Origin of the sequence: Pseudomonas mandelii (assembly GCF_900106065.1) — a bacterium.
Taxonomy (GTDB): Bacteria; Pseudomonadota; Gammaproteobacteria; order Pseudomonadales; family Pseudomonadaceae; genus Aquipseudomonas; species Aquipseudomonas mandelii.
Window position 1 is genome coordinate 2,123,443 of the sequence record NZ_LT629796.1, and the last position, 19,173, is coordinate 2,142,615.

16 protein-coding genes and 1 pseudogene are annotated in these 19,173 nt (G+C 58.7%); 5 read left to right on the forward strand and 12 right to left on the reverse strand.

The annotated features are described in order from the left end of the window. Nucleotides 1-2: 2 nt before the first annotated feature. Entirely contained in the window at nucleotides 3-1,790 is a 1,788-nt protein-coding gene (locus BLU63_RS09555) for an ATP-binding protein (RefSeq protein WP_083375350.1), read from the reverse strand. Between the two features lie 7 nt (nucleotides 1,791-1,797). Continuing rightward, nucleotides 1,798-3,144 carry a sigma-54-dependent response regulator transcription factor AlgB gene (algB, locus tag BLU63_RS09560; protein WP_010465602.1) on the reverse strand — a complete coding sequence of 449 codons (1,347 nt, stop codon included), beginning with the start codon at nucleotides 3,142-3,144 and terminating at the stop codon, nucleotides 1,798-1,800. 442 nt (nucleotides 3,145-3,586) lie between these two features. On the opposite strand from algB, the gene BLU63_RS09565 reads away from it, so the two are divergent. The 5 genes from BLU63_RS09565 to BLU63_RS09585 all read left to right on the forward strand — a co-directional run bounded on the left by BLU63_RS09565 (nucleotide 3,587) and on the right by BLU63_RS09585 (nucleotide 8,051). Then, nucleotides 3,587-3,874: a hypothetical protein gene (locus tag BLU63_RS09565; RefSeq protein ID WP_010465600.1), complete on the forward strand. Its 288-nt coding sequence runs from the start codon at nucleotides 3,587-3,589 to the stop codon at nucleotides 3,872-3,874. An 82-nt stretch (nucleotides 3,875-3,956) separates the two neighbouring features. After that, nucleotides 3,957-4,121 carry a DUF1328 domain-containing protein gene (locus tag BLU63_RS09570; RefSeq protein WP_003177151.1) on the forward strand — a complete coding sequence of 55 codons (165 nt, stop codon included), beginning with the start codon at nucleotides 3,957-3,959 and terminating at the stop codon, nucleotides 4,119-4,121. A gap of 2 nt (nucleotides 4,122-4,123) precedes the next feature. Continuing rightward, nucleotides 4,124-4,588, forward strand: coding sequence for an inhibitor of vertebrate lysozyme family protein (locus tag BLU63_RS09575; RefSeq protein ID WP_010465576.1), 465 nt, complete (start codon nucleotides 4,124-4,126; stop codon nucleotides 4,586-4,588). A gap of 699 nt (nucleotides 4,589-5,287) precedes the next feature. Beyond that, nucleotides 5,288-6,619, forward strand: a complete 1,332-nt coding sequence (gene gltP, locus BLU63_RS09580; RefSeq protein ID WP_010465575.1) for a glutamate/aspartate:proton symporter GltP — start codon at nucleotides 5,288-5,290, stop codon at nucleotides 6,617-6,619. A 202-nt stretch (nucleotides 6,620-6,821) separates the two neighbouring features. Then, entirely contained in the window at nucleotides 6,822-8,051 is a 1,230-nt protein-coding gene (locus tag BLU63_RS09585; protein ID WP_083375351.1) for a nucleoside recognition domain-containing protein, read from the forward strand. 97 nt (nucleotides 8,052-8,148) lie between these two features. Here BLU63_RS09585 and BLU63_RS09590 read toward each other — a convergent pair whose 3' ends face one another. The 10 genes and pseudogenes from BLU63_RS09590 to BLU63_RS09635 all read right to left on the reverse strand — a co-directional run bounded on the left by BLU63_RS09590 (nucleotide 8,149) and on the right by BLU63_RS09635 (nucleotide 19,006). Continuing rightward, on the reverse strand, nucleotides 8,149-8,784 hold the full coding sequence (locus BLU63_RS09590; RefSeq protein ID WP_083375352.1) for an ABC-type transport auxiliary lipoprotein family protein: 636 nt from the start codon (nucleotides 8,782-8,784) through the stop codon (nucleotides 8,149-8,151). Beyond that, complete coding sequence (locus BLU63_RS09595; protein ID WP_010465569.1) at nucleotides 8,781-9,719, reverse strand: MlaD family protein; 939 nt, start codon at nucleotides 9,717-9,719, stop codon at nucleotides 8,781-8,783. Before BLU63_RS09595 ends, BLU63_RS09590 begins: the two co-directional genes overlap by 4 nt. A gap of 1 nt (nucleotide 9,720) precedes the next feature. Beyond that, nucleotides 9,721-10,524, reverse strand: a complete 804-nt coding sequence (locus tag BLU63_RS09600; RefSeq protein ID WP_010465567.1) for an ABC transporter ATP-binding protein — start codon at nucleotides 10,522-10,524, stop codon at nucleotides 9,721-9,723. After that, a complete protein-coding gene (locus BLU63_RS09605) occupies nucleotides 10,521-11,669 on the reverse strand; it encodes an ABC transporter permease (RefSeq protein WP_010465565.1) in 1,149 nt (382 codons plus the stop codon). Before BLU63_RS09605 ends, BLU63_RS09600 begins: the two co-directional genes overlap by 4 nt. A gap of 55 nt (nucleotides 11,670-11,724) precedes the next feature. Next, complete coding sequence (locus BLU63_RS09610) at nucleotides 11,725-12,753, reverse strand: DUF5924 family protein (protein ID WP_010465563.1); 1,029 nt, start codon at nucleotides 12,751-12,753, stop codon at nucleotides 11,725-11,727. Nucleotides 12,754-13,007: 254 nt separating this feature from the next. Next, on the reverse strand, nucleotides 13,008-14,384 hold the full coding sequence (locus tag BLU63_RS09615; RefSeq protein ID WP_083375353.1) for a M16 family metallopeptidase: 1,377 nt from the start codon (nucleotides 14,382-14,384) through the stop codon (nucleotides 13,008-13,010). Nucleotides 14,385-14,558: 174 nt separating this feature from the next. Beyond that, nucleotides 14,559-16,217: a Na/Pi cotransporter family protein gene (locus tag BLU63_RS09620; protein WP_083375354.1), complete on the reverse strand. Its 1,659-nt coding sequence runs from the start codon at nucleotides 16,215-16,217 to the stop codon at nucleotides 14,559-14,561. A 483-nt stretch (nucleotides 16,218-16,700) separates the two neighbouring features. Next, nucleotides 16,701-17,333, reverse strand: a complete 633-nt coding sequence (locus BLU63_RS09625) for a hypothetical protein (RefSeq protein WP_083375355.1) — start codon at nucleotides 17,331-17,333, stop codon at nucleotides 16,701-16,703. Continuing rightward, on the reverse strand, nucleotides 17,333-18,490 hold the full coding sequence (locus tag BLU63_RS09630; RefSeq protein WP_083375356.1) for a DUF2515 family protein: 1,158 nt from the start codon (nucleotides 18,488-18,490) through the stop codon (nucleotides 17,333-17,335). Before BLU63_RS09630 ends, BLU63_RS09625 begins: the two co-directional genes overlap by 1 nt. Nucleotides 18,491-18,509: 19 nt before the next feature. Continuing rightward, a pseudogene (locus tag BLU63_RS09635) lies at nucleotides 18,510-19,006 on the reverse strand (PAAR domain-containing protein). Nucleotides 19,007-19,173 lie beyond the last annotated feature (167 nt).

The following is a 19,173-nucleotide window of genomic DNA, read 5'->3' on the forward strand; positions in this document are numbered from 1 at the left end:
GTCTACACCGCCAGCGCCATGTAGAACTGCGTGCCCTGTCCCGGCCGCGAATAAACGCCCATTCGCCCGCCATGCAACTGAACGATTTCCTTGCACAACGCCAAACCAAGCCCGGCACCGCCCTTCTTGCGTCCGACCTGGACGAAGGGCTCGAAGATCCGCCCCTGCTGACCGTAGGCAATGCCTTCACCGTTGTCTTCAACGCTGATAATCACTCGCTCGCCATGGCGCCGCGCCTGCAAACGTATCAGTCCATCCTGGGCGGTATGACGCAAAGCGTTATCGATCAGGTTATCGAGCACCCGGTCCAATTGCGCCTGGTCGGCCTGCAATCGGGGTAACGGCCCCTGCACTTCCACCCGCAGCTCAATACCCTTCTGCGCCGCAGCCCCGGCAAAGCGTGCCTGAGCCTGTTCCAGTAACTCTTCAATGGAACAAGGCGCCAGCGTGAGTTTCTGCAACCCGTTTTGGTAGCGCGAGAAATTCAGCAGGTCGTTGATCAGCTGCATCAAGCGCTGCATTTCTTCGTTCACGGTGTCCAGTAAATCGGCTTCGCGAGAGTCTTCAGGAAATTTCGCCCGTTCGCGGAACAGCCCGAAGGCCATGTGCATCCCGGTCACCGGGGTGCGCAACTCATGGGAGGCGCGCAAGACGAACTCGCTGCGCACCCGTTCGAATGCACGCTGTTCTGTGACGTCATGCAGCACCATCACGGCGCCAAGAATGTGGCCCTGCGTATGGCTGACAGGCGTCAGGCTGTACGTCAGTAACCTCGACTCACCGTCGACCTCAATACTCAGGTCTTCCGGCGCCCGCTCCAGGGTCCCGCCGCGCAGCACCAATTGCAGCTGCTCATCCAGTTCAGGACGATCGAGCGCTGTGCCCAGCCCTTGACCGAGTCGGTCGGTGTCCCACCCCAACTGACGCTGGGCCACGGGGTTGAGGTGTTCCAGATACCCTTCGCGGTCGATCATCAACAACCCATCGTCGATGCTGTCGAGTACCGCTTGCAAACGCTGCTGACCGGCGAGCAGCTCGTCGATGTTCATCGCCTGATGCTCACGTAGCGCCTCTGCCATGATGCCGAAGCGCTTGGTCAGCTGGTTCATTTCCTCGGCGGAGGAAACCGGCAGTGTCACCTCGAAATTACCCTGGCCGATGTCGTCGGCAGCCTGGACCAACGCTTCAATCGGAGCGCCAAACCGCCGGGCGATTGCATGGGCGGTCACGAACCCGATGATCAGCACGGCCAGCCCTATCAAACCGAGCAGCCCGGCAATCAGCAACGCGCGTTCCCGGGCCTGGCGTTCGATGTCATTGATGTTATCCAGGGAACGCTTTTGTTCGGAGACGAGACCGCTGCGCAGGGTATTGAATTTTTCCAACAGCGCCTCGTTGCCGGTCAATACGGGCACCGAGGCTTGTGTTTGATCGTAGGCCTGAAGAAAGTCGAGGTAGTCAGCCTTCGCCTGTGTGAAACCGTAGCCGCCATTGCCGGATTGCTGAAGGGAAATGCCTTCGTCAAGCAGCTCGAGGTAGTGCTGCCGGGAGGCCTGGAACGCTGCGGGATCGGGATTTTCGTCGATCATGATCATCAGTTGATCGCCCAAGGCCTGACGCAATTTCAAGCCCAGGTCCAGCGTGACAAAGTTGTTGCGAACCAGCACTTCCTGGGTGCCAGCCATCTGCATCACGCTGACCAGCCCGAGCAAGAGCCCAAGCAGCGCCACGGTAATCAGCGCCGAAATACTCAGGAACAGCCGAGTACGCAGCTTCATCGCCAGTTTCATTGCCGGCTCACAGGTTGTACTGCTTGCGTTTGCGATACAGGGTCGAGGCATCGATGCCAAGTGTCTTGGCCGCCTGATCGAGGGTATCGGCGGTGGCGAGGACGGCACCGATGTGGGCTTTCTCCAATTCATCCAGGCTCAACGCCGCACCGATTCGAGGGGCGTTGTTGGTCGGGGTCTCGGCCATGCCCAAGTGGCTGATCTCGACCCGTTCCTGAGGGCAGATAATGCTCGCCCGCTCCACCACGTTACGCAGTTCGCGGATGTTGCCGGGCCAGCGGTAACCCAGCAACGCTTCGCGAGCCTCGTCGCTAAAGCCACGTGCCGGACGTGCGTACTCCTTGACGAAACGCGCCAGGAAACGGTCGGCCAGGTTCAGAATGTCCTCCCGGCGCTCGCGCAGTGGCGGCAAGTGCAAGGTAATGACGTTCAGGCGATAGAGCAGGTCTTCACGGAAACGACCGTCGCGCACCATGTCTTCGAGGTTCAGGTTGGTCGCGGCGAGGATGCGCACATCGGCGCGGCGGGTCACGGGATCACCCACGCGCTCGTATTCCTTATCCTGGATAAAACGCAGCAACTTGGGTTGCAACGTCAGGGGAAAGTCGCCGATCTCGTCGAGAAACAAGGTGCCGCCGTCCGCTTGATTGACCCGACCCAAGGTGCTTTCGCTGGCACCGGTGAAGGCGCCTCGGCTGTGGCCGAAGAGTTCACTTTCCATCAATTCCGCCGTCAGCGACGGGCAGTTGATGGTGACGCAGGATTTCTTCTGGCGTTTGCTCCAACCGTGGATGGCTTGGGACAGTTCACCTTTACCGGTACCGGACTCGCCGAGAATCAGAATGTTGGCGTCAGTGCTGGCGACCTGGCGTGCGGTTTCGAGTACCACTTTCATGGCCGGGCTATGGGAATCCAGACCGTCCTTGGGTTTACGCACTTCGCCTTCAAGGGCTTCCAGCCGTGCCGAGAGCTGCCGAACTTCCAGCTGTTTGGCGGTGGCCAGACGCAACTGGTCGGGGCTGCAAGGTTTGACGAGGTAGTCGGCGGCACCGGCCTGGATCGCATCCACGGCGGTGTCGACAGCCGAGTGAGCGGTGACGATCACCACCCGCATCCAGGGTGCCTGAATGCGCATCTGGGCCAGCACATCCAGGCCATTGTCTTCACCCAGGCGCAGATCAAGGAAGCACAGATCAAACACCTGACGTTGCAGCAACGCATCGGCCTGCGCTGCACTGTTCGCGGTGGCGACGCTATAGCCTTCATCTTCAAGGCAATAGCGGAAGGTTCGCAGAATGGCGGATTCGTCATCCACCAGCAGAATGCGGCCTTGATGCTCAGTGGCTGATTCCATGTTCCTGCGCTCCTTTAATGAATGATCTTGAGTTAGTCCCGGAAAAATCGGGCAAGTTGCATGGTTGATTCTGATCCATTCCGGCCATGGCAGGGTAGCTCTCTACTCATCCATTAGCTAATGGACTGATTTCTCTGGTTTTTTGCACGAAAATCGCCGTTGAGGCGATTACCTGCGTTCTTTTCTGACATCCGCGCTCTCCTCTCAATTCAAAAATAATCAAAGTTGCCGGGAAACGATCGTGCAATACGCACGACCCTGCACGGCCCATCGTGCAGGATGCGTCCGTCATGATTTATACGTCAGATCTAACATATTGATTTAAAACGATTTTTTTCTTTGAAAAAGCTGGCATGCGGGCTGCAATAGTCTAGATAACCAGGGCCATTTTGAATCGACGCCCACTAAACAAGATCACCACCAGAGTGGGAGGAGTTTCAGGATGAATCGCCAACGTGTCGCCCAATTGCGTATCTCGCCTTTGCATATCCAACAAGGACTGTTTGGCATTCTGGCGCTGCTGATCACGCTGATCGCAGGTCAGCAGTTTTTGCTTTGGGAACAGAGCCAGCAACCAGAGGCTCCGCACCTGTCGATTCAACGTGCTACCCAGACCCATTTCAGCGCCGTCAGCAGCAGCCAGGCTGACCTCGCACCGATGCGAATGATGGACGTCGACCAGGCGCAGCCTGTGGATGAGATGCCCCGTCAGGAACGTTGGGTGTTCTGAGCAACCGGACTTGGCGCGCTCAATGCGCCGGGAAAAGCAACACAAGCTGCACCTCTAATATAGAAGCGTAAGGAGAATCACCATGTTGAGCTGGGCAATCACATTCTTGATCATTGCCATCATCGCTGCAGTACTGGGCTTCGGTGGTATCGCGGGCACCGCCACGGGTATCGCCAAGATTCTCTTTGTCGTGTTCCTGGTGATGTTTATTGCTTCCTTCTTCTTTGGCCGTCGCGGTCGAGGCTGAACATGAGCGTTTTGTTAAAGACACTGGCAGCCGCCCTGCTTCTGGGCGGTAGTGCCATGGCGATGGCGGCCAATGACGGCCAGACGCGGGCCAGCGAATTATTGAATTCGGACCCGCAGTACCGTGAAACGTGGACTAAAGTCGTTAAAAAGGAAGAACGACTGCCGGAATGGGTGATGAACCTGTCTGGCGATGCCGAGCAAATGAATGCTGTTGAAGAGGATGGCGACAAGTACCTGGTCGGGCCGCTTTGCGAAACGCAACCGACGTGCCTGAACAAGCGCTTGATCGTGGCTTTCAGCTTCGACAAACAGGACGCCTACGCCATGCTGGTCGAAGTACCTGCAGGATTGCCGGCCGACAAGTCGCCAACGCGACATGCCGACTACCGCTTCCTCGGGAAACCGAACCAAGGCATGCAGGACATGTTGATGGAACAGCTCAAGAAAGATCCGAACTGGTACTGAGTTTGAAACACGAAAGGAGCAGCATCGCTTCTTTCCAGTGCGCTACCCGAGGAAGGTAGACGCATGACCAAGGGGTCGGGACGTTCTGACTGTTTCAGGGTCGGAGTGACCTACGGGCACATGGAGTGTCTGCGCAAGGGCCGGGTCAGGTAATAAAGCTGCGACGCAAGTTCGCCAGCCCAGAGTGGCTGGACGGACTTGCGAAGAGCTTCAACGTGCAAAGCGTTGATCTAGAGCACTGCACCCTATTCCCCCTGCTGCATATTCCCCACAAAACCGTTTCGCGGTGTTTCTTCACGACCGTATATCGAGAAACCTTCGACTTTCGGCAGAAGAGTTTTCGCTGCCAAACGTAGGCTTTTTCCGAAATTTCGTCATGAATTCAACTGTTTAAAAAACAACCAACCTCCTCTGAAATGGCCGGTTCACGGCACTTATGCCTGCCGAAATGTCGTATTCGAACCGGTTGGGACGCGAGTTTCAATTAAAAAAGCTCATGCCGATTCGGCATAGGGTAGGCGTTTACGGCATTAGACGTCGCATCCTTGCATCGGAATAGTTGCGCCTTTTTTCGCCTGCCAGAGAGCCGAAACAAAGCGCTCCGGGGCACCTTATACGGGGGCAGATGCGCAGACTTTTTCGCCACGAGCGTTCCAGTTCTTGCATTCGCCTGAGTCAAACGCAAGTAAGGGTAAAGATATGAAGAAGGCAAAGCTCAGCCTCGCCTGGCAGATCCTCATCGGTCTGGTTCTGGGGATAGCAATCGGTGCGCTGCTCAACCATTTCAGTGCCGAAAAAGCCTGGTGGATCAGCAACGTCCTGCAACCGGCAGGCGATATCTTTATCCGTCTGATCAAGATGATCGTGATCCCGATCGTCATCTCCTCGTTGATCGTCGGCATCGCTGGCGTAGGCGATGCGAAGAAACTCGGGCGTATCGGCCTCAAGACCATCATTTACTTCGAGATCGTCACCACCATCGCCATCGTGGTCGGTCTGGTGCTGGCCAACGTGTTCCATCCGGGCACCGGCATCGACATGAGCACCCTGGGTACGGTGGATATTTCCAAGTACCAGGCCACAGCTGCCGAGGTTCAGCATGAACACGCGTTCATCGAAACCATCCTCAACCTGATCCCGTCGAACATCTTCGCGGCCATGGCCCGCGGCGAAATGCTGCCGATCATCTTCTTCTCCGTATTGTTCGGCCTCGGTCTGTCGAGCCTGCAATCGGACCTGCGCGAGCCGCTGGTGAAGATGTTCCAGGGCGTATCCGAGAGCATGTTCAAAGTCACCCACATGATCATGAACTATGCCCCGATCGGCGTGTTCGCACTGATCGCGGTGACCGTGGCCAACTTCGGTTTCGCTTCTCTGATACCGCTGGCCAAACTGGTGATCCTGGTTTACGTCGCCATCGCCTTCTTCGCCTTTGTCATTCTCGGCCTGATTGCCAGGATGTTTGGCTTCTCGGTGATCAAGCTGATGCGCATCTTCAAGGATGAGCTGGTGCTGGCCTACTCCACCGCCAGTTCCGAAACCGTGCTGCCGCGCGTGATCGAGAAGATGGAAGCCTACGGCGCGCCGAAAGCCATTTGCAGCTTCGTGGTGCCGACCGGTTACTCGTTCAACCTCGACGGCTCGACCCTGTACCAGAGCATCGCGGCGATCTTCATTGCCCAGCTGTACGGCATCGACCTGTCGATCAGCCAGCAATTGCTGCTGGTGCTGACCCTGATGGTGACGTCCAAAGGCATCGCCGGCGTACCGGGCGTGTCCTTCGTAGTGCTGCTGGCCACCTTGGGCAGCGTGGGTATTCCGCTGGAAGGCCTGGCCTTCATCGCCGGTGTAGACCGCATCATGGACATGGCGCGTACTGCCTTGAACGTGATCGGCAATGCCTTGGCCGTGCTGGTCATCTCCCGCTGGGAAGGCATGTACGACGACGCCAAGGGCCAACGCTACTGGAACTCGCTGCCGCACTGGCGCAGCAAGGAAAAGCTGCCAGTTGGCGAGGTTTCCAAGAACTAACGCAAAACCTTGCAGGAGTGAGCCTGCTCGCGATAGCGGTGCATCAAACAACAGAGATGTTGGATGTGCCGCCCCCATCGCGAGCAGGCTCACTCCTACAAAGGTCCGGTGTAAGCCGAACAAACAAACCCCGGAGAAATCCGGGGTTTGTCGTTTCTGCACACCCCGCTATCATTCGCGGCATTCTTCGGGGGATTTAACTGTGCTCAATGGCCTGTGGCTTGGCTTTTTCATCGTGGCTGCCGTTTCGGCACTGGCGCAATGGCTGATCGGCGGTAACGCCGGGATCTTCGCGGCGATGGTGGAAAGCATTTTCGCCATGGCCAAGTTATCGGTCGAAGTCATGGTCCTGCTGTTCGGCACCCTGACCCTCTGGCTGGGCTTTCTGCGAATTGCCGAGAAGGCCGGGATCGTCGAATGGCTGGCCAAGGCGCTGGGCCCCTTGTTCTTGCGCCTGATGCCGGAAGTGCCGGCCGGTCACCCGGCCATCGGCCTGATCACGCTGAACTTCGCCGCCAACGGCCTGGGCCTGGACAACGCCGCCACGCCGATCGGGCTGAAGGCCATGAAGGCGCTGCAAGAACTCAACCCCAGCGCCACCATCGCCAGCAATGCGCAGATCCTGTTCCTGGTCCTCAACGCCTCCTCCCTGACCCTGCTGCCGGTGACGATCTTCATGTACCGCGCCCAGCAAGGTGCGCCCGATCCGACGCTGGTGTTCTTGCCGATTTTGCTGGCAACCAGCTGCTCGACACTGGTGGGCCTACTGTCGGTGGCGTTCATGCAACGTCTGCGACTGTGGGACCCCGTGGTGCTCGCGTATCTGATTCCCGGTGCCTTGGCCCTCGGTGGCTTCATGGCGCTGCTGGCGACGCTCTCGGCGACCGCTCTGGCCGGCCTGTCATCGATCCTCGGCAACCTGACGCTGTTCGGGTTGATCATGCTGTTTCTGGTGGTTGGCGCATTGCGCAAAGTGAAGGTCTACGAAGCGTTCGTCGAAGGCGCCAAGGAGGGCTTCGACGTGGCCAAGAACCTGCTGCCGTATCTGGTGGCGATGCTCTGCGCCGTCGGTGTACTGCGGGCGTCCGGGGCGCTGGATTTTGGTCTCGACGGGATTCGGCATCTGGTGGAGTGGGCCGGTTGGGACACGCGCTTCGTCGACGCACTGCCGACGGCGATGGTCAAACCGTTCTCCGGCAGCGCCGCGCGGGCGATGCTGATCGAAACGATGAAGACCTCTGGCGTGGACAGCTTCCCGGCGCTGGTGGCGGCGACGGTCCAGGGCAGTACGGAAACGACATTCTATGTGTTGGCGGTGTACTTCGGCGCGGTGGGCATCCAGCGGGCGCGGCATGCGGTAGGGTGCGCGTTGCTGGCGGAGCTTGCTGGCGTACTGGGCGCCATCGGCGTTTGCTACTGGTTCTTCGGTTAACCAACGATCCCCTGTGGGAGCGAGCCTGCTCGCGATAGCGGTGTGACAGTCAACATTAGTGGTGACTGATTTACCGCTATCGCGAGCAGGCTCACGCCTACAGGGGTCCCGTGTTGGCTTTAAGGGCGACTTTCTGGCCTTGCTCTACCGTCCAAGCCACCACCTGCGCCGTCAACTGATCACTCGCCTGGCCAAATCCGGCCACCACCGCCGGCACTTTCACATCGCCCAATGGCTGACGCACTTCAAAGCGGCGGCTGGCGAGGATGCGCTGGTCATACCCGCGCACCAGCAAGGCATCCAGCCGCACGACCACGCTCGCAGCGGTGCCTTGGTACTCAGTCTGAAATGCTTGCAGGCTCCCGCCCAACTCCAGATCTGCCTGGAAGTTGCTGTCATCCGTGCTCAGCAGCGGCACCCGGCCGTCCCGCTGGAAACCATCCAGCAACCGATTACGCAGCAACACCGGCGCCGGATCACTCCAGCGCGAGGCGGTGTAGCTGCTGATCAGATCACCTTGCGGGATCACGGCGATTTTCGGGCTGTTCAACGCTTCGCTGGCCTGCGGCTTGGTCAGGCGCAGCGACCAGCGTTGCGGCGTGCCGTGGCTGGCCGAAACGCTGCTCTGGGCCGACGGCAAGCGATAGACATCGGAGGGCTCGGACTTGGGCAGGATCGAGCAGGCGCTGACCAACGTGAAGCTGGCGAGGAGGGCGAAGGTCGCAAGCTTCATGGCGTGAACTCCTTGTTCTTGTCATTACCCAGCAAATAACCGCTGGGGTTGGCTTCCAGGCGCTGGGAGATGGCTCGCAACGACGTCAGGGTGTCGCGCAGCTCGCGCACCGCTGGCGCCAGGCCATTGAGGCCCTGCAAGCCGCTGTTCAGGGAATCCTGGTTGGTCGTGAGCAACTTGTTGATGGTCGCGCTGCTTTGTTCCAGTGATTTCATCGCCTGCTCGGCGCTGCCGAACATCTGCTTGCCCTGATCGTTGAGCAAGCCGTTGGCGTTGCGCATCAGCGTCGACGTCTGTTCCAGCATGGCGCCAGCCTGCTTGCCGACGGAAGCCAGTTGCTGCATCGCCTGACGAATATCACCGCGCTGGTCGGCGATGGTCCCGGTGGTTTGTTCCAGGTGCTCCAGCGTCTTGCTGATGCGCTCGACGTTCTCCGTGGAAAACATCAGGTTGGCGTTATGCATCAGTGTGTTCACACCGGCCATCAGGTCGCCGCTGTCATTGAGCAAGCGAGCGATAGGCGAGGGTGAAGCGACAATCACCGGCAGATGGCCGTCCTTGCCTTTGAGGGTCGGGCTTTGCGGCGTACCGCCACTGAGTTGAATGATCGATGTGCCGGTGATCCCGGTCAGCGCCAGGATGGCCCGGGTGTCTTCTTTGATCGGCGTATCGCCGCCCAGGCGAATCCGCGCCAGCACCCGACGCGGGTCTTTCGGGTCCAGGCGCAACGTCACCACATCACCGACCTTGATCCCGCTGTACTGCACGGCGCTGCCCTTGGACAGGCCGCTGACCGCCTCGTTGAAGACGACTTCGTAATCCTTGAACTCGGTGTCGACACTGGACTTGGCCAGCCACAGGCCGAAGAGCAGGGCGCCTGCCACCACAATCACGGTGAACAGGCCGATCAATACATGATGGGCTCGGGTTTCCATGTCAGACCTCTTTCAACTGTTGAGCGGCGGTCAGCGCCGCGCGGCCGCGAGGGCCATGGAAGTATTCGTGAATCCACGGGTCGTCGGTTTCCGAGACCTTGTCGATGGCGTCCGCCACCAGCACCTTTTTCTGCGCCAGCACCGCCACCCGGTCGGTGATGGTGTAGAGCGTGTCGAGGTCATGGGTCACCAGAAACACACTCAGGCCCAACGCATCGCGCAACGTCAGGATCAATTGATCAAAGGCTGCGGCGCCAATCGGGTCGAGGCCGGCGGTGGGTTCGTCGAGAAACAGAATGTCCGGGTCCAGCGCCAACGCCCGGGCCAGCGCCGCGCGCTTGATCATGCCGCCAGACAGCGAGGCAGGGTATTTGTCCGCCGCGGACAGCGGCAAACCGGCCAACGCCAGTTTCACCGCCGCCAGATGCTCGGCGTCTTCACGGCTCAGGCCGGCGTGTTCGATCAGGGGCAGGGCGACGTTCTCGGTCACGGTCAGCGAAGAAAACAGGGCGCCTTTCTGGAACAGCACGCCGAAACGCCGTTCGACCATCGAGCGTTCATGTTCGGGCAGCGTCGGCAGGTTCTTGCCAAAGACCTTCACCACACCCTCGCTGGGCTGGCGTAAGCCGACGATGCTGCGCAGCAGCACCGATTTTCCGCTGCCGGAACCGCCGACCACGGCAAGGATTTCACCTTTGTACAAATCGAGGTCGAGGTTTTCGTGCACGCTCTGGCTGCCGAAGCGATTGCACAGCCCACGGACTTCGATCACCGCCTCGGAGGGCGCTCGGGGTAAACGACTCACCAGCCCATCTCCATGAAAAACAGCGCGGCCACGGCATCGAGCACGATCACCACGAAAATCGACTGCACCACACTCGACGTGGTGTGCGCGCCCACGGACTCAGCGCTGCCACTGACCTTGAAGCCTTCGAGGCAACCGATTGCAGCGATCAGGAACGCGAAGATCGGCGCTTTGACGATCCCCACCAGAAAGTGCTGAACGCCGATATCGGTTTGCAGCAGCGACAGGAACATCGCCGGCGAGATACCCAGCGACACGGCACAGACCACGCCACCGCCGATAATCCCCGAGAGCATGGCCAGGAAGGTCAGCATCGGCAACGCCACCAGCAGCGCCAGCACCCGTGGCACCACGAGCAATTCCATCGGGTCGAGGCCCAGTGTGCGGATCGCGTCGATTTCTTCGTTAGCCTTCATCGAACCGATTTGCGCGGTGAACGCACTGGCCGTGCGGCCGGCCATCAGAATCGCGGTCAGCAACACACCGAACTCTCGCAGGAAGGAGAACGCCACCAGGTCCACGGTGAAAATACTCGCACCGAAGCTGGCCAGCACCGTCGCCCCGAGAAACGCCACCACCGCACCGACCAGAAAGGTCAGCAGGGCGACGATGGGCGCGGCGTCGAGGCCAGTCTGTTCGATGTGCGCGACCATGGGCGTGATGCGCCAGCGCTTGGGACGAAACAGATTGCGGGCGATGGTTTCGAGGATCAGGCCGACGAAGCCCAGCAGTTGCAGGGTGTCCTGCCAGACGGTGTCGACTGCGCGGCCAATGCGGGTCAGCAATTGAATGCCGACACTGATCTCCGGTTCCTTGACCGGCACGCAGAAGTCGCTGAGCGAGCAATAAACCGTCTGCAACAAGGCACGGTCTGCAGAAGAGAGGGTGCAATCAGGGTGTTCGGCGGATCGGCCCAAGCGCTCGGACCCGAGCAATTCCACCAACAACGACGCCCCGGCGGTATCGAGCGCACCGAGGCCATTGAGGTCGATGTGCGTGCTGTCGTCGTATTGGCCGCGGAGCTTTTCGCTCAGGTGTTTGAGATCGGCGTAGTGGGCGAGCGTCCAGTCACCCGTGACCCGCAGTTGAGCAGGGGAGTGAGAGACATCTAGCTGGGCATTGCCGGCCATTGTGCTGCTGGTCATAAGCTCCGTGCTTGTTCGGCTATTAGCGCAGCGCTACGTAATAGCACGAACCGGATTACTTTTCTTTGATCGGTGTGCTGTCCGTGATCTTGAAGCGCAGCACGCCGATGACCTGGCCATCCTCGGTCAGCACCCGCACTTGCCATTTACCGGCAGGATTGCCTGGGAAATTCTGCTTGTGGGTCCAGGCACGGTAGCCTTCCTTGCGTCCGCCGTGGATGTCCAGCGGGATACGGTCGACCTCTTTACCGTTGAACTGCCACACGTGATAAATCCGCTCATCGAGGCCGCGCGGGGCGTTGATGGCGGTGTAGGCGTACAACCCGTCCCCACGGATCTGCTCGGCGCTGACTTCGTCCAGACTCTTGCCGGGTGTGCGGTCCTGCATTTGCGTGCTGATCGCCACGTCGGTCATCCATAAAGTGGCCGGCGGCACCCAGGAACGCAGCACCCAGCCGAGGGCACCGATGCCCAGCGTGATACTCAGGATCGCCAACGCGTTGCGCACCGTGCGGATCGGGAAGATCGAGGCCAGGCTCGGGAACGACAGTAAAACAGCGGTGCCCAGCGCCAGTTTGAAGCTTTGCGAAGTGGTCAGGTGCAAGATGACGGGCAGCGCGGTGAGCAGCGCGGCAAACAGCGTCAGCGTGTGCAACGCCAGGAACGCCCAGCGCCGGGGTGCCAGCCATTTGTAGTAGAGCGGGTCGATGATGGAAATCAGCGCCGCCATGCTCAGCAAACCGGTGAAGAAAAACTGGCCACTGTTCCAGGTCGTGGTGATGAAAAAGAACGGCAGGACGAAGAACAGGCTTTCCTGGTGGATCATCTGCGTGGCGTAACGCAGCAAAGGCTGGGGGATTTCGCGCTTGAAGAGTTTGGTGAACAACTTGGTCAGGCTGTTTTCCAGCATCAGCCAGATCCAGCTGAGCACCATGATGATGGTGATCCAGGTCGCCAGGCCCTGTTGCCGATCCACCAGGATGAAGCTGCCGACTCCCGAGATAAAACCACCGAGCGCAATGACCCCTGGATAGCGCTTCATCAATTCCAGGATGCGCTGGACGTACAGGGTCAGAGTAGGCATTCGGCGGTTCGCAATAGTCGTGGGAAAAATCCTCGACAGAGTACCGCCCGGGCGGGGGCGTGGCGAGGGGATACGTCCGTTTTCCCTATACAACATTGTGGCGAGGGAGCTTGCTCCCGCTGGGGTGCGAAGCGCCCCCAAACCCGCACACTGCGTGTCATCAGGTAGAGCGCAAGCACCGGTTTTACGACTGCTGCGCAGCCGAGCGGGAGCAAGCTCCCTCGCCACAAAAGCCCTGCTGCCAGGGCGGCCAGTTACCGGCGGCGATGGACTCGCCAAGCCAATACCCCGAGGACAAGCAATCCAAACACCCCGGCCATCGCCCACATCAACTGGTCATAACTCATCAGCGGCTTCTCGATCCGCACATACCCCGGTTGCATGAGCAACTCGCGCATGGCCTTGTTCGCTTCTTCCAGCGTCACGCCTTGCAGTTCCCTGGCCGGGGCGGCGAAACGCCCGTCCTGGTAGTCGCCCAGCGCGCTCCAGTAGTAATCGGCCAGCGCGCTGGTGCCTTGCACGGCCCAAGCCTGGCGGGCGATGGCGGCCTGTTTGAGGCGGTTGAAGGTGTTTGCGTCGAGACCGTCCTTGAGCAAATCGGCCTTCAAATCCTCCAGCACCTGCCGGGCCTTAGGCACGTCATCGCGCTCAAGGTCGGCGTTCAGGCTCATGAAGCCCACCCCGCCAAACACCTCGCGCTCGGCCGAGGGGCCGTAGGACAAACCGTGGGACAGGCGCAATTGGCGGTAGAGCGCCCAGTCCAGATAGTCCTTGAGCAGGTCGAAGGTTTCGTCGTGCTGATCCTGCAGCACCGGTTCCGGCACCAGCCAATGCAACTTGGCGCCGCCGCCGACGAAACCATCGCTCAGCGTTCGTTCATGGGCGGCACTGGCCTGGATTTCCGGCAAGGGCAGGTGATCGGTAGGCTCGACCGCTTCAAGTTCACCATAGGAGCGTTCCAGATACGCCGGCAACAACTTGTCGAGCTCGCCGACCACGATCAGCGTCATGTTATTGGGCGCGTACCAGGCCTTGCGTACCGTCTCGAGTTGCTCGCGAGTCAGGTTATCGACTTCCGGGCGCTCGGGGCATTTAAGGCCCAGCTCCACTGCCAGCTGATTGCTCGCGGTGTGGCCCAGGTCCTGACGATCCAGCCAGCGCTGCAAGTGCGAGTAATGGCCGCCGTCCTCACGCTCGACCACTTGTTTGGCGGCGTTGATGGCGTTGTCGTCGATTCGGGTCTGCGTCAGCAGCGCCAGCAGCAGGTCGAGCACCTTGCGCTGGTTTTTCGCCGGGGCTTCAATGACGAACGTCGTGTCAGCGTTGCTGGTGAACGCGTTCCACTCACCGCCCAACGCCTGCATGCGCTCTTCCAGGCCGCCTTCGCCGGTTGCATCGATGCCGCTGAACAACAAGTGTTCGAGCAGATGCGGCAGCTCCTTGTCGGCGCAGCTGAAATCATCCAGACCTACGCCGACCACCAGGCGAATCGCCACGTGCCCGCGCTCGGTGCCGGGTTTGAGCAGTAATTGCAAACCGTTGGGCAGCGTATAGCCCTCGACCTGGAAACGATCCAGGGCAAACGAAGGAAATGAGCCAAGCAACAGACAGGCGAACAGCAGACAACGCATAGCAAGCTTCCATACGGCTGATTGGAGATCCGTGTCGCTTTCCAGGCAGCCATCGCGAGCAGGCTCGCTCCCACATTGGTTTTGTGAACACCACAATTCAAATGTGGGAGCGAGCCTGCTCGCGATGATCTTGAACCGGAACCACTGTTACTGACTGACCACACCGCCAGACGTTCAAGGCGAATGCGTGATGTCAGCCATATCGTCGACCGCCAGTGCACCGGTGTCCGATGTTTCCAGCACCACATAAGCGCTGCTACAGAACAGCGAGTTCAAGCGCTTCATGTCGGCGATCAGCTCCAGGTGCAGTGAACTGGTCTCGATACTTTGCACGATCTTACGTTGCAGACGGCTGACGTGAGCATGGGCCAGGCGGCGTTCCTGTGCGCGAAAGCGACGTTTCTCACGCAGAAGCTGGCGGGCACTTTCCTTGTCGGCACTGAGAAATACCGACAAGCCCAAACGCAGGTTGGAGATCAACTGGCTGTGCAACCCGGCCAGTTCTTCCAGACCAACCTCGGAAAAAGACCGGCGCTGCGAGGTTTTCTGCTGCTGCACCTTGCGCAGCATGCGTTCGATCAAATCGCTGGCCAGCTTGAGGTTGATCGCCAGTTCGATGATTTCCGCCCAACGCCGGCTGTCTTGGTCGCTCAAATCTTCTCGGGGCATTTGCGCCAGGTAAAGCTTGATGGCGCTGTAGAGCGCTTCGACATCATCCGTCAGTTTGCGCATTTCCTGGGTGATGGCGGATTGTTTACCACGCAGCACGTCGAGCATTGCTTCGAGCATGTTGTCGATCAGATCGCCCATGCGCAGGGTTTCTCGCGCGGCGTTGGCCAATGCCAGGCTGGGGGTAACCAGCGCGGTCGGATCAAGGTGGCGGGGTTTCGCCGTGCCGTTGAGCTCCGGCCGCTCCGGCAGCAGCCACGCGCAAAGCCTGGCCATCGGGCCGACGCTGGGCAACAGGATCAGGCAGCGCACGGTGTTGTAGAGCAGATGGAAGCCAATGACCATTTCCTGAGGGCTGAAGTCGAGGCTGTCGATCCAGTGCACCAGCGGGTCCAGCACCGGAATGATCAGCAGCAGCCCGATCAGTTTGTACAGCAGGCTGCCGAGCGCCACCTGACGGCCAGCGGCGTTTTGCATGCTGGTGCTGAGAAACGCGAGGATACCGCTGCCGATGTTGGCACCGATCACCAGGCCGATCGCCACCGGCAGGCTGATGACGCCGGCGCCAGCCAGGGTTGCGGTCAGCAGCACGGCGGCCAGGCTGGAATAGGAAACCATCGCGAACAACGCGCCGACCAGGGCGTCCAGCAGGATATCGCCGGTCAATGAGGCGAAAATCACTTTCACGCCCTGCGCCTGGGTAATCGGCGCGGCGGATTCGACGATCAGTTGCAGCGCCAGGATGATCAGCCCAAGACCGATGCTGACGCGACCCATCTGGCCCTGGCGAGTCTGCTTGCGGGACAGGAAGAAAATCACCCCGAGAAAAATCAGCAGCGGCGACAGCCACGACAAATCAAACGTCAGCACCCGCGCCATCAGCGCCGTACCGACATCCGCGCCGAGCATCGTTGCCAGGGCGGGCGTCAGCGCCATCAGGCCCTGACCGACGAAGGATGTGACGAGCATGGCCGTGGCGTTGCTGCTCTGGACCATCGCGGTAACGACGATCCCCGAGATGAACGCGAGCCAGCGTTTGGACATGTTCTGGCCGATCACATGGCGCAGATTGGAACCGTAGACCCGCAAGATGCCGGTTCGGACGATGTGCGTGCCCCAGATCAACAAGGCCACGGCCGATAACAAATTGAGCAGGGTGAGCATGCAGGCCCCCTGTGGTGGTAGCGCCCCAGAGGGGCAAATTGACGGTGCCGCGCGACGTTCTACGTTCTGTACTTAAGCTGTAGTTGGCTAACGGTCTGGGCGCCAGCATCGCATAGCTAAAGAAGTGATTGAAACAAAACTGTCATGAAAACAGGTTGATGCAGAGAGTAAAAAAGGGACCCGAAGGTCTCAGCCGGACAGTTGAAAAGGTGCGCGACACAACCCCTGTGGCGAGGGAGCTTGCTCCCGCTGGGCTGCGCAGCTGCCCTAAGATCATTGGTAGTTCAATCGCTAAAGAAATCGTCGCCTAGCCCTACGTCGATCAAATATTTGGGAATGTCGAGTCTTGTGCGACTTCTCTGTATGACTTCCCGATATGAATGTTCAAAAAATCAACTGGGTGGTGAAAAGAAGTCAGACAAATGAACAGCGTAAAAAATGCTGCTCTTTGCAAACACCGACGCCGCCTTCTGGCGCGACTCATCATTCGCTGTAGTAATCCGAACCGACGCTAACATCTATCAAATACTTCGCCGTTTTCGGGTCGCGCTCATCACAGCGAGCGTAGCATTTGACGTTTAGCGCAAGACTGTATTTGTGAGGTATAAGGAGCATCACGATGACTACCTGATCGAACAACTGCCTTTGCAAAGCGTTTTTTTCTACTTCGCTGCCGACGGCTAACCAAGAGTTATCTTGTGGGTTGCGCGGTACCCAGCCCGAGTCTTTTAGCTTCCCCTGCAACTGAGTGAGTAAGGGAATCAGCTGATTGAAAGGCAAGGTCTCCAACATTGGAGAAGTTGTCATGGTCGAGACTTTACCTTCATCAAAACCAACGGCGCCAAACTTGGTTGCTGGTAGCGTAAAACCATGCTCAGGATCATCAAAATGGATGATGACTGGCTCTGATATCCATGTAGAACTAGGATGCGGTGGCGTGCTTGGATAAAAAGCGGTATTCGCAGGCACCGAAAACGTTGAGTCCTCAACGGTATCCTTGTAAGACTTCCCTATGTGCGCACTCAAAACTTCCGTATTCCAATTGAAGTAGGCAATACACAGCCCAATAACAATTGCACTCATGCTTATCAGAGATAGCCTGGTGAGTGGCTTCATCAGCGGATCCCTCCACCTTGAGATATTTCTGTAATGGATTGCTTTAGTTGGGCTTTTGAAGTGGGGTTTTTTAATAAGGCATCGAATTGTGTTGCAGCACGAAGTACGAATTCCATTCGTTGATCCTTGTTTGCCAGATTGGCCAATGGATTACTGCCGAAGGCAACCTTTCGCCCGTCTGCCGCTTTGCATTGACTTGCCAGAGTCAACTGGATTTCTTCTGCGGCTCCGGACAGCATCCCTGTGACTACTGATACGACATCTCCAGCATGGGTGCCGCGCATTAGGTAAGCGAAGTGGGAATCGTCATACATTGCAGGTTGCAAAATGTTCAGCTGTTCATGACCGGCCATGAATTCGACGCTTTTGGTAATTCTTCCTTCATCTATGGCTTTGAAAGTATCGGTCACTTCTGCACGCGCTGCACCGAACTCTACTTTGTCAGCGATGGGCCACAGAACTTCATTTTTTAGTTGGTTGCGTTTGGAAAGACAGGCTTCCATTTCTTTGAAGCCCCGCACCATAAAAAACCGATGCAACGGATAAACATCCAGAAACAGCGAGGTATTACCGAGGGCCAGCATTTCATACACGTAGTCCAACTGCTGCTGAACAGCGGAGCGGGAGTTGTCGCCGAAGGTAATATCCTCAGTGGGAAGAGGATTGGCCGCTTTGGCGCTCGCTAACTCTTTCTCGATTTCCGGATCAGTCTTGCTGAGCTTGAACCCAAATCCTTCGAAAAGGGTTTCCGACTTCCCCGTCCGCAATTTCTCCTGCGCCGCCTTCTGCGCCGCAATAGCCGTTTGCAACTTGGTCGCATGGATCAACCCACACCCCACCTGCTTCGAAGCAAACGCCGCCAACCCCGCCCACTGAAACCGGTTATCCGCCAGCCACAATTGTGCATAGGCCGCGTTGATCTTGCGGTTACGGGCTTGCGGGTCGGCAATCAACACGCCGCCCGGTGCGACCCACTCTTCGGCTTCTTTTTGAAACCTGCGCCACAGGCAATTACAGGTCAGTAATGGCACTTCAACGCGGGTTTTCGGGTTAGGGCCGCCCTTAGTGGTTTCGCGTTTGCAAACGGGGAGTTCGCAGGTGCTGTCCCAGAGTTTCTTCATGTCCAGGTCGTCTGGGGCCATGCATTGTCCAGTCATTTCATTCTTCCTTGAGGCGTCAGACAGTCCAGCGGACGACGGCGAGGTCGGGCTGCAGGGTAGCGACGCTTTGGGTCATGCCCTCCGCGTTGGTCTGGCCTTTGACGATCCGGCCTTCAGCGGTTTCGATTTCGTAGTCCTGTTGGGCAATCGGTTCGCCATTGCCAGCGCTGACGGCTTTGAATTCGACCAAAGGCTGGCCAATGATCGGCAAGGGCGGGATGAAGGGCGCAGGGGAATGAGAGTTGCCGATGATGACGTTGCCGGAGCCGCCAATCACCACACCGCCATGGCTGGTGGTGCTATCGAGCGTATGGCATTCAGGCCGTTGATGAACACGGTTGAAGAGAATCCACCGTTCAGGGCCAGGTCGCAGGTGCATGTGTCGCTGACCCGAGCGGCCGCAAGACCGTTGAAAAAGACATCGGGTGAGCCGCTGGCAATCGGATTGGTGCCGTGGCCGGGAAGGGGGCAGGTGGTCGGGTCCGTGAGGCGTGCAGCCGGTTTTCCAGACATATGCATTCCTTGTCATGTCGTTTGAAGCGAGCGAGGGACGCTAACCACCAGAGCTCGGTGCGTCAACCTTTGAACACGCCATCGTGAAGTATCCGCAATCGAGTGTTGAATAACCTCGATCCGCCAGGCTAATCACAGAGCAAAAAAAGTGGGAGCGAGCCTGCTCG

Bases quoted from the DNA above. Each gene is read 5' to 3' on its own strand.
- BLU63_RS09555 (WP_083375350.1), bottom strand. From the start codon at position 1,790: ATGAAACTGGCGATGAAGCTGCGTACTCGGCTGTTCCTGAGTATTTCG.
- BLU63_RS09590 (WP_083375352.1), bottom strand. From the start codon at position 8,784: ATGAAGCTTGCGACCTTCGCCCTCCTCGCCAGCTTCACGTTGGTCAGC.
- BLU63_RS09595 (WP_010465569.1), bottom strand. From the start codon at position 9,719: ATGGAAACCCGAGCCCATCATGTATTGATCGGCCTGTTCACCGTGATT.
- gltP (WP_010465575.1), top strand. From the start codon at position 5,288: ATGAAGAAGGCAAAGCTCAGCCTCGCCTGGCAGATCCTCATCGGTCTG.
- algB (WP_010465602.1), bottom strand. From the start codon at position 3,144: ATGGAATCAGCCACTGAGCATCAAGGCCGCATTCTGCTGGTGGATGAC.
- BLU63_RS09630 (WP_083375356.1), bottom strand. From the start codon at position 18,490: ATGACTGGACAATGCATGGCCCCAGACGACCTGGACATGAAGAAACTC.
- BLU63_RS09575 (WP_010465576.1), top strand. From the start codon at position 4,124: ATGAGCGTTTTGTTAAAGACACTGGCAGCCGCCCTGCTTCTGGGCGGT.
- BLU63_RS09605 (WP_010465565.1), bottom strand. From the start codon at position 11,669: ATGACCAGCAGCACAATGGCCGGCAATGCCCAGCTAGATGTCTCTCAC.
- BLU63_RS09615 (WP_083375353.1), bottom strand. From the start codon at position 14,384: ATGCGTTGTCTGCTGTTCGCCTGTCTGTTGCTTGGCTCATTTCCTTCG.
- BLU63_RS09610 (WP_010465563.1), bottom strand. From the start codon at position 12,753: ATGCCTACTCTGACCCTGTACGTCCAGCGCATCCTGGAATTGATGAAG.
- BLU63_RS09570 (WP_003177151.1), top strand. From the start codon at position 3,957: ATGTTGAGCTGGGCAATCACATTCTTGATCATTGCCATCATCGCTGCA.
- BLU63_RS09565 (WP_010465600.1), top strand. From the start codon at position 3,587: ATGAATCGCCAACGTGTCGCCCAATTGCGTATCTCGCCTTTGCATATC.
- BLU63_RS09620 (WP_083375354.1), bottom strand. From the start codon at position 16,217: ATGCTCACCCTGCTCAATTTGTTATCGGCCGTGGCCTTGTTGATCTGG.
- BLU63_RS09625 (WP_083375355.1), bottom strand. From the start codon at position 17,333: ATGAAGCCACTCACCAGGCTATCTCTGATAAGCATGAGTGCAATTGTT.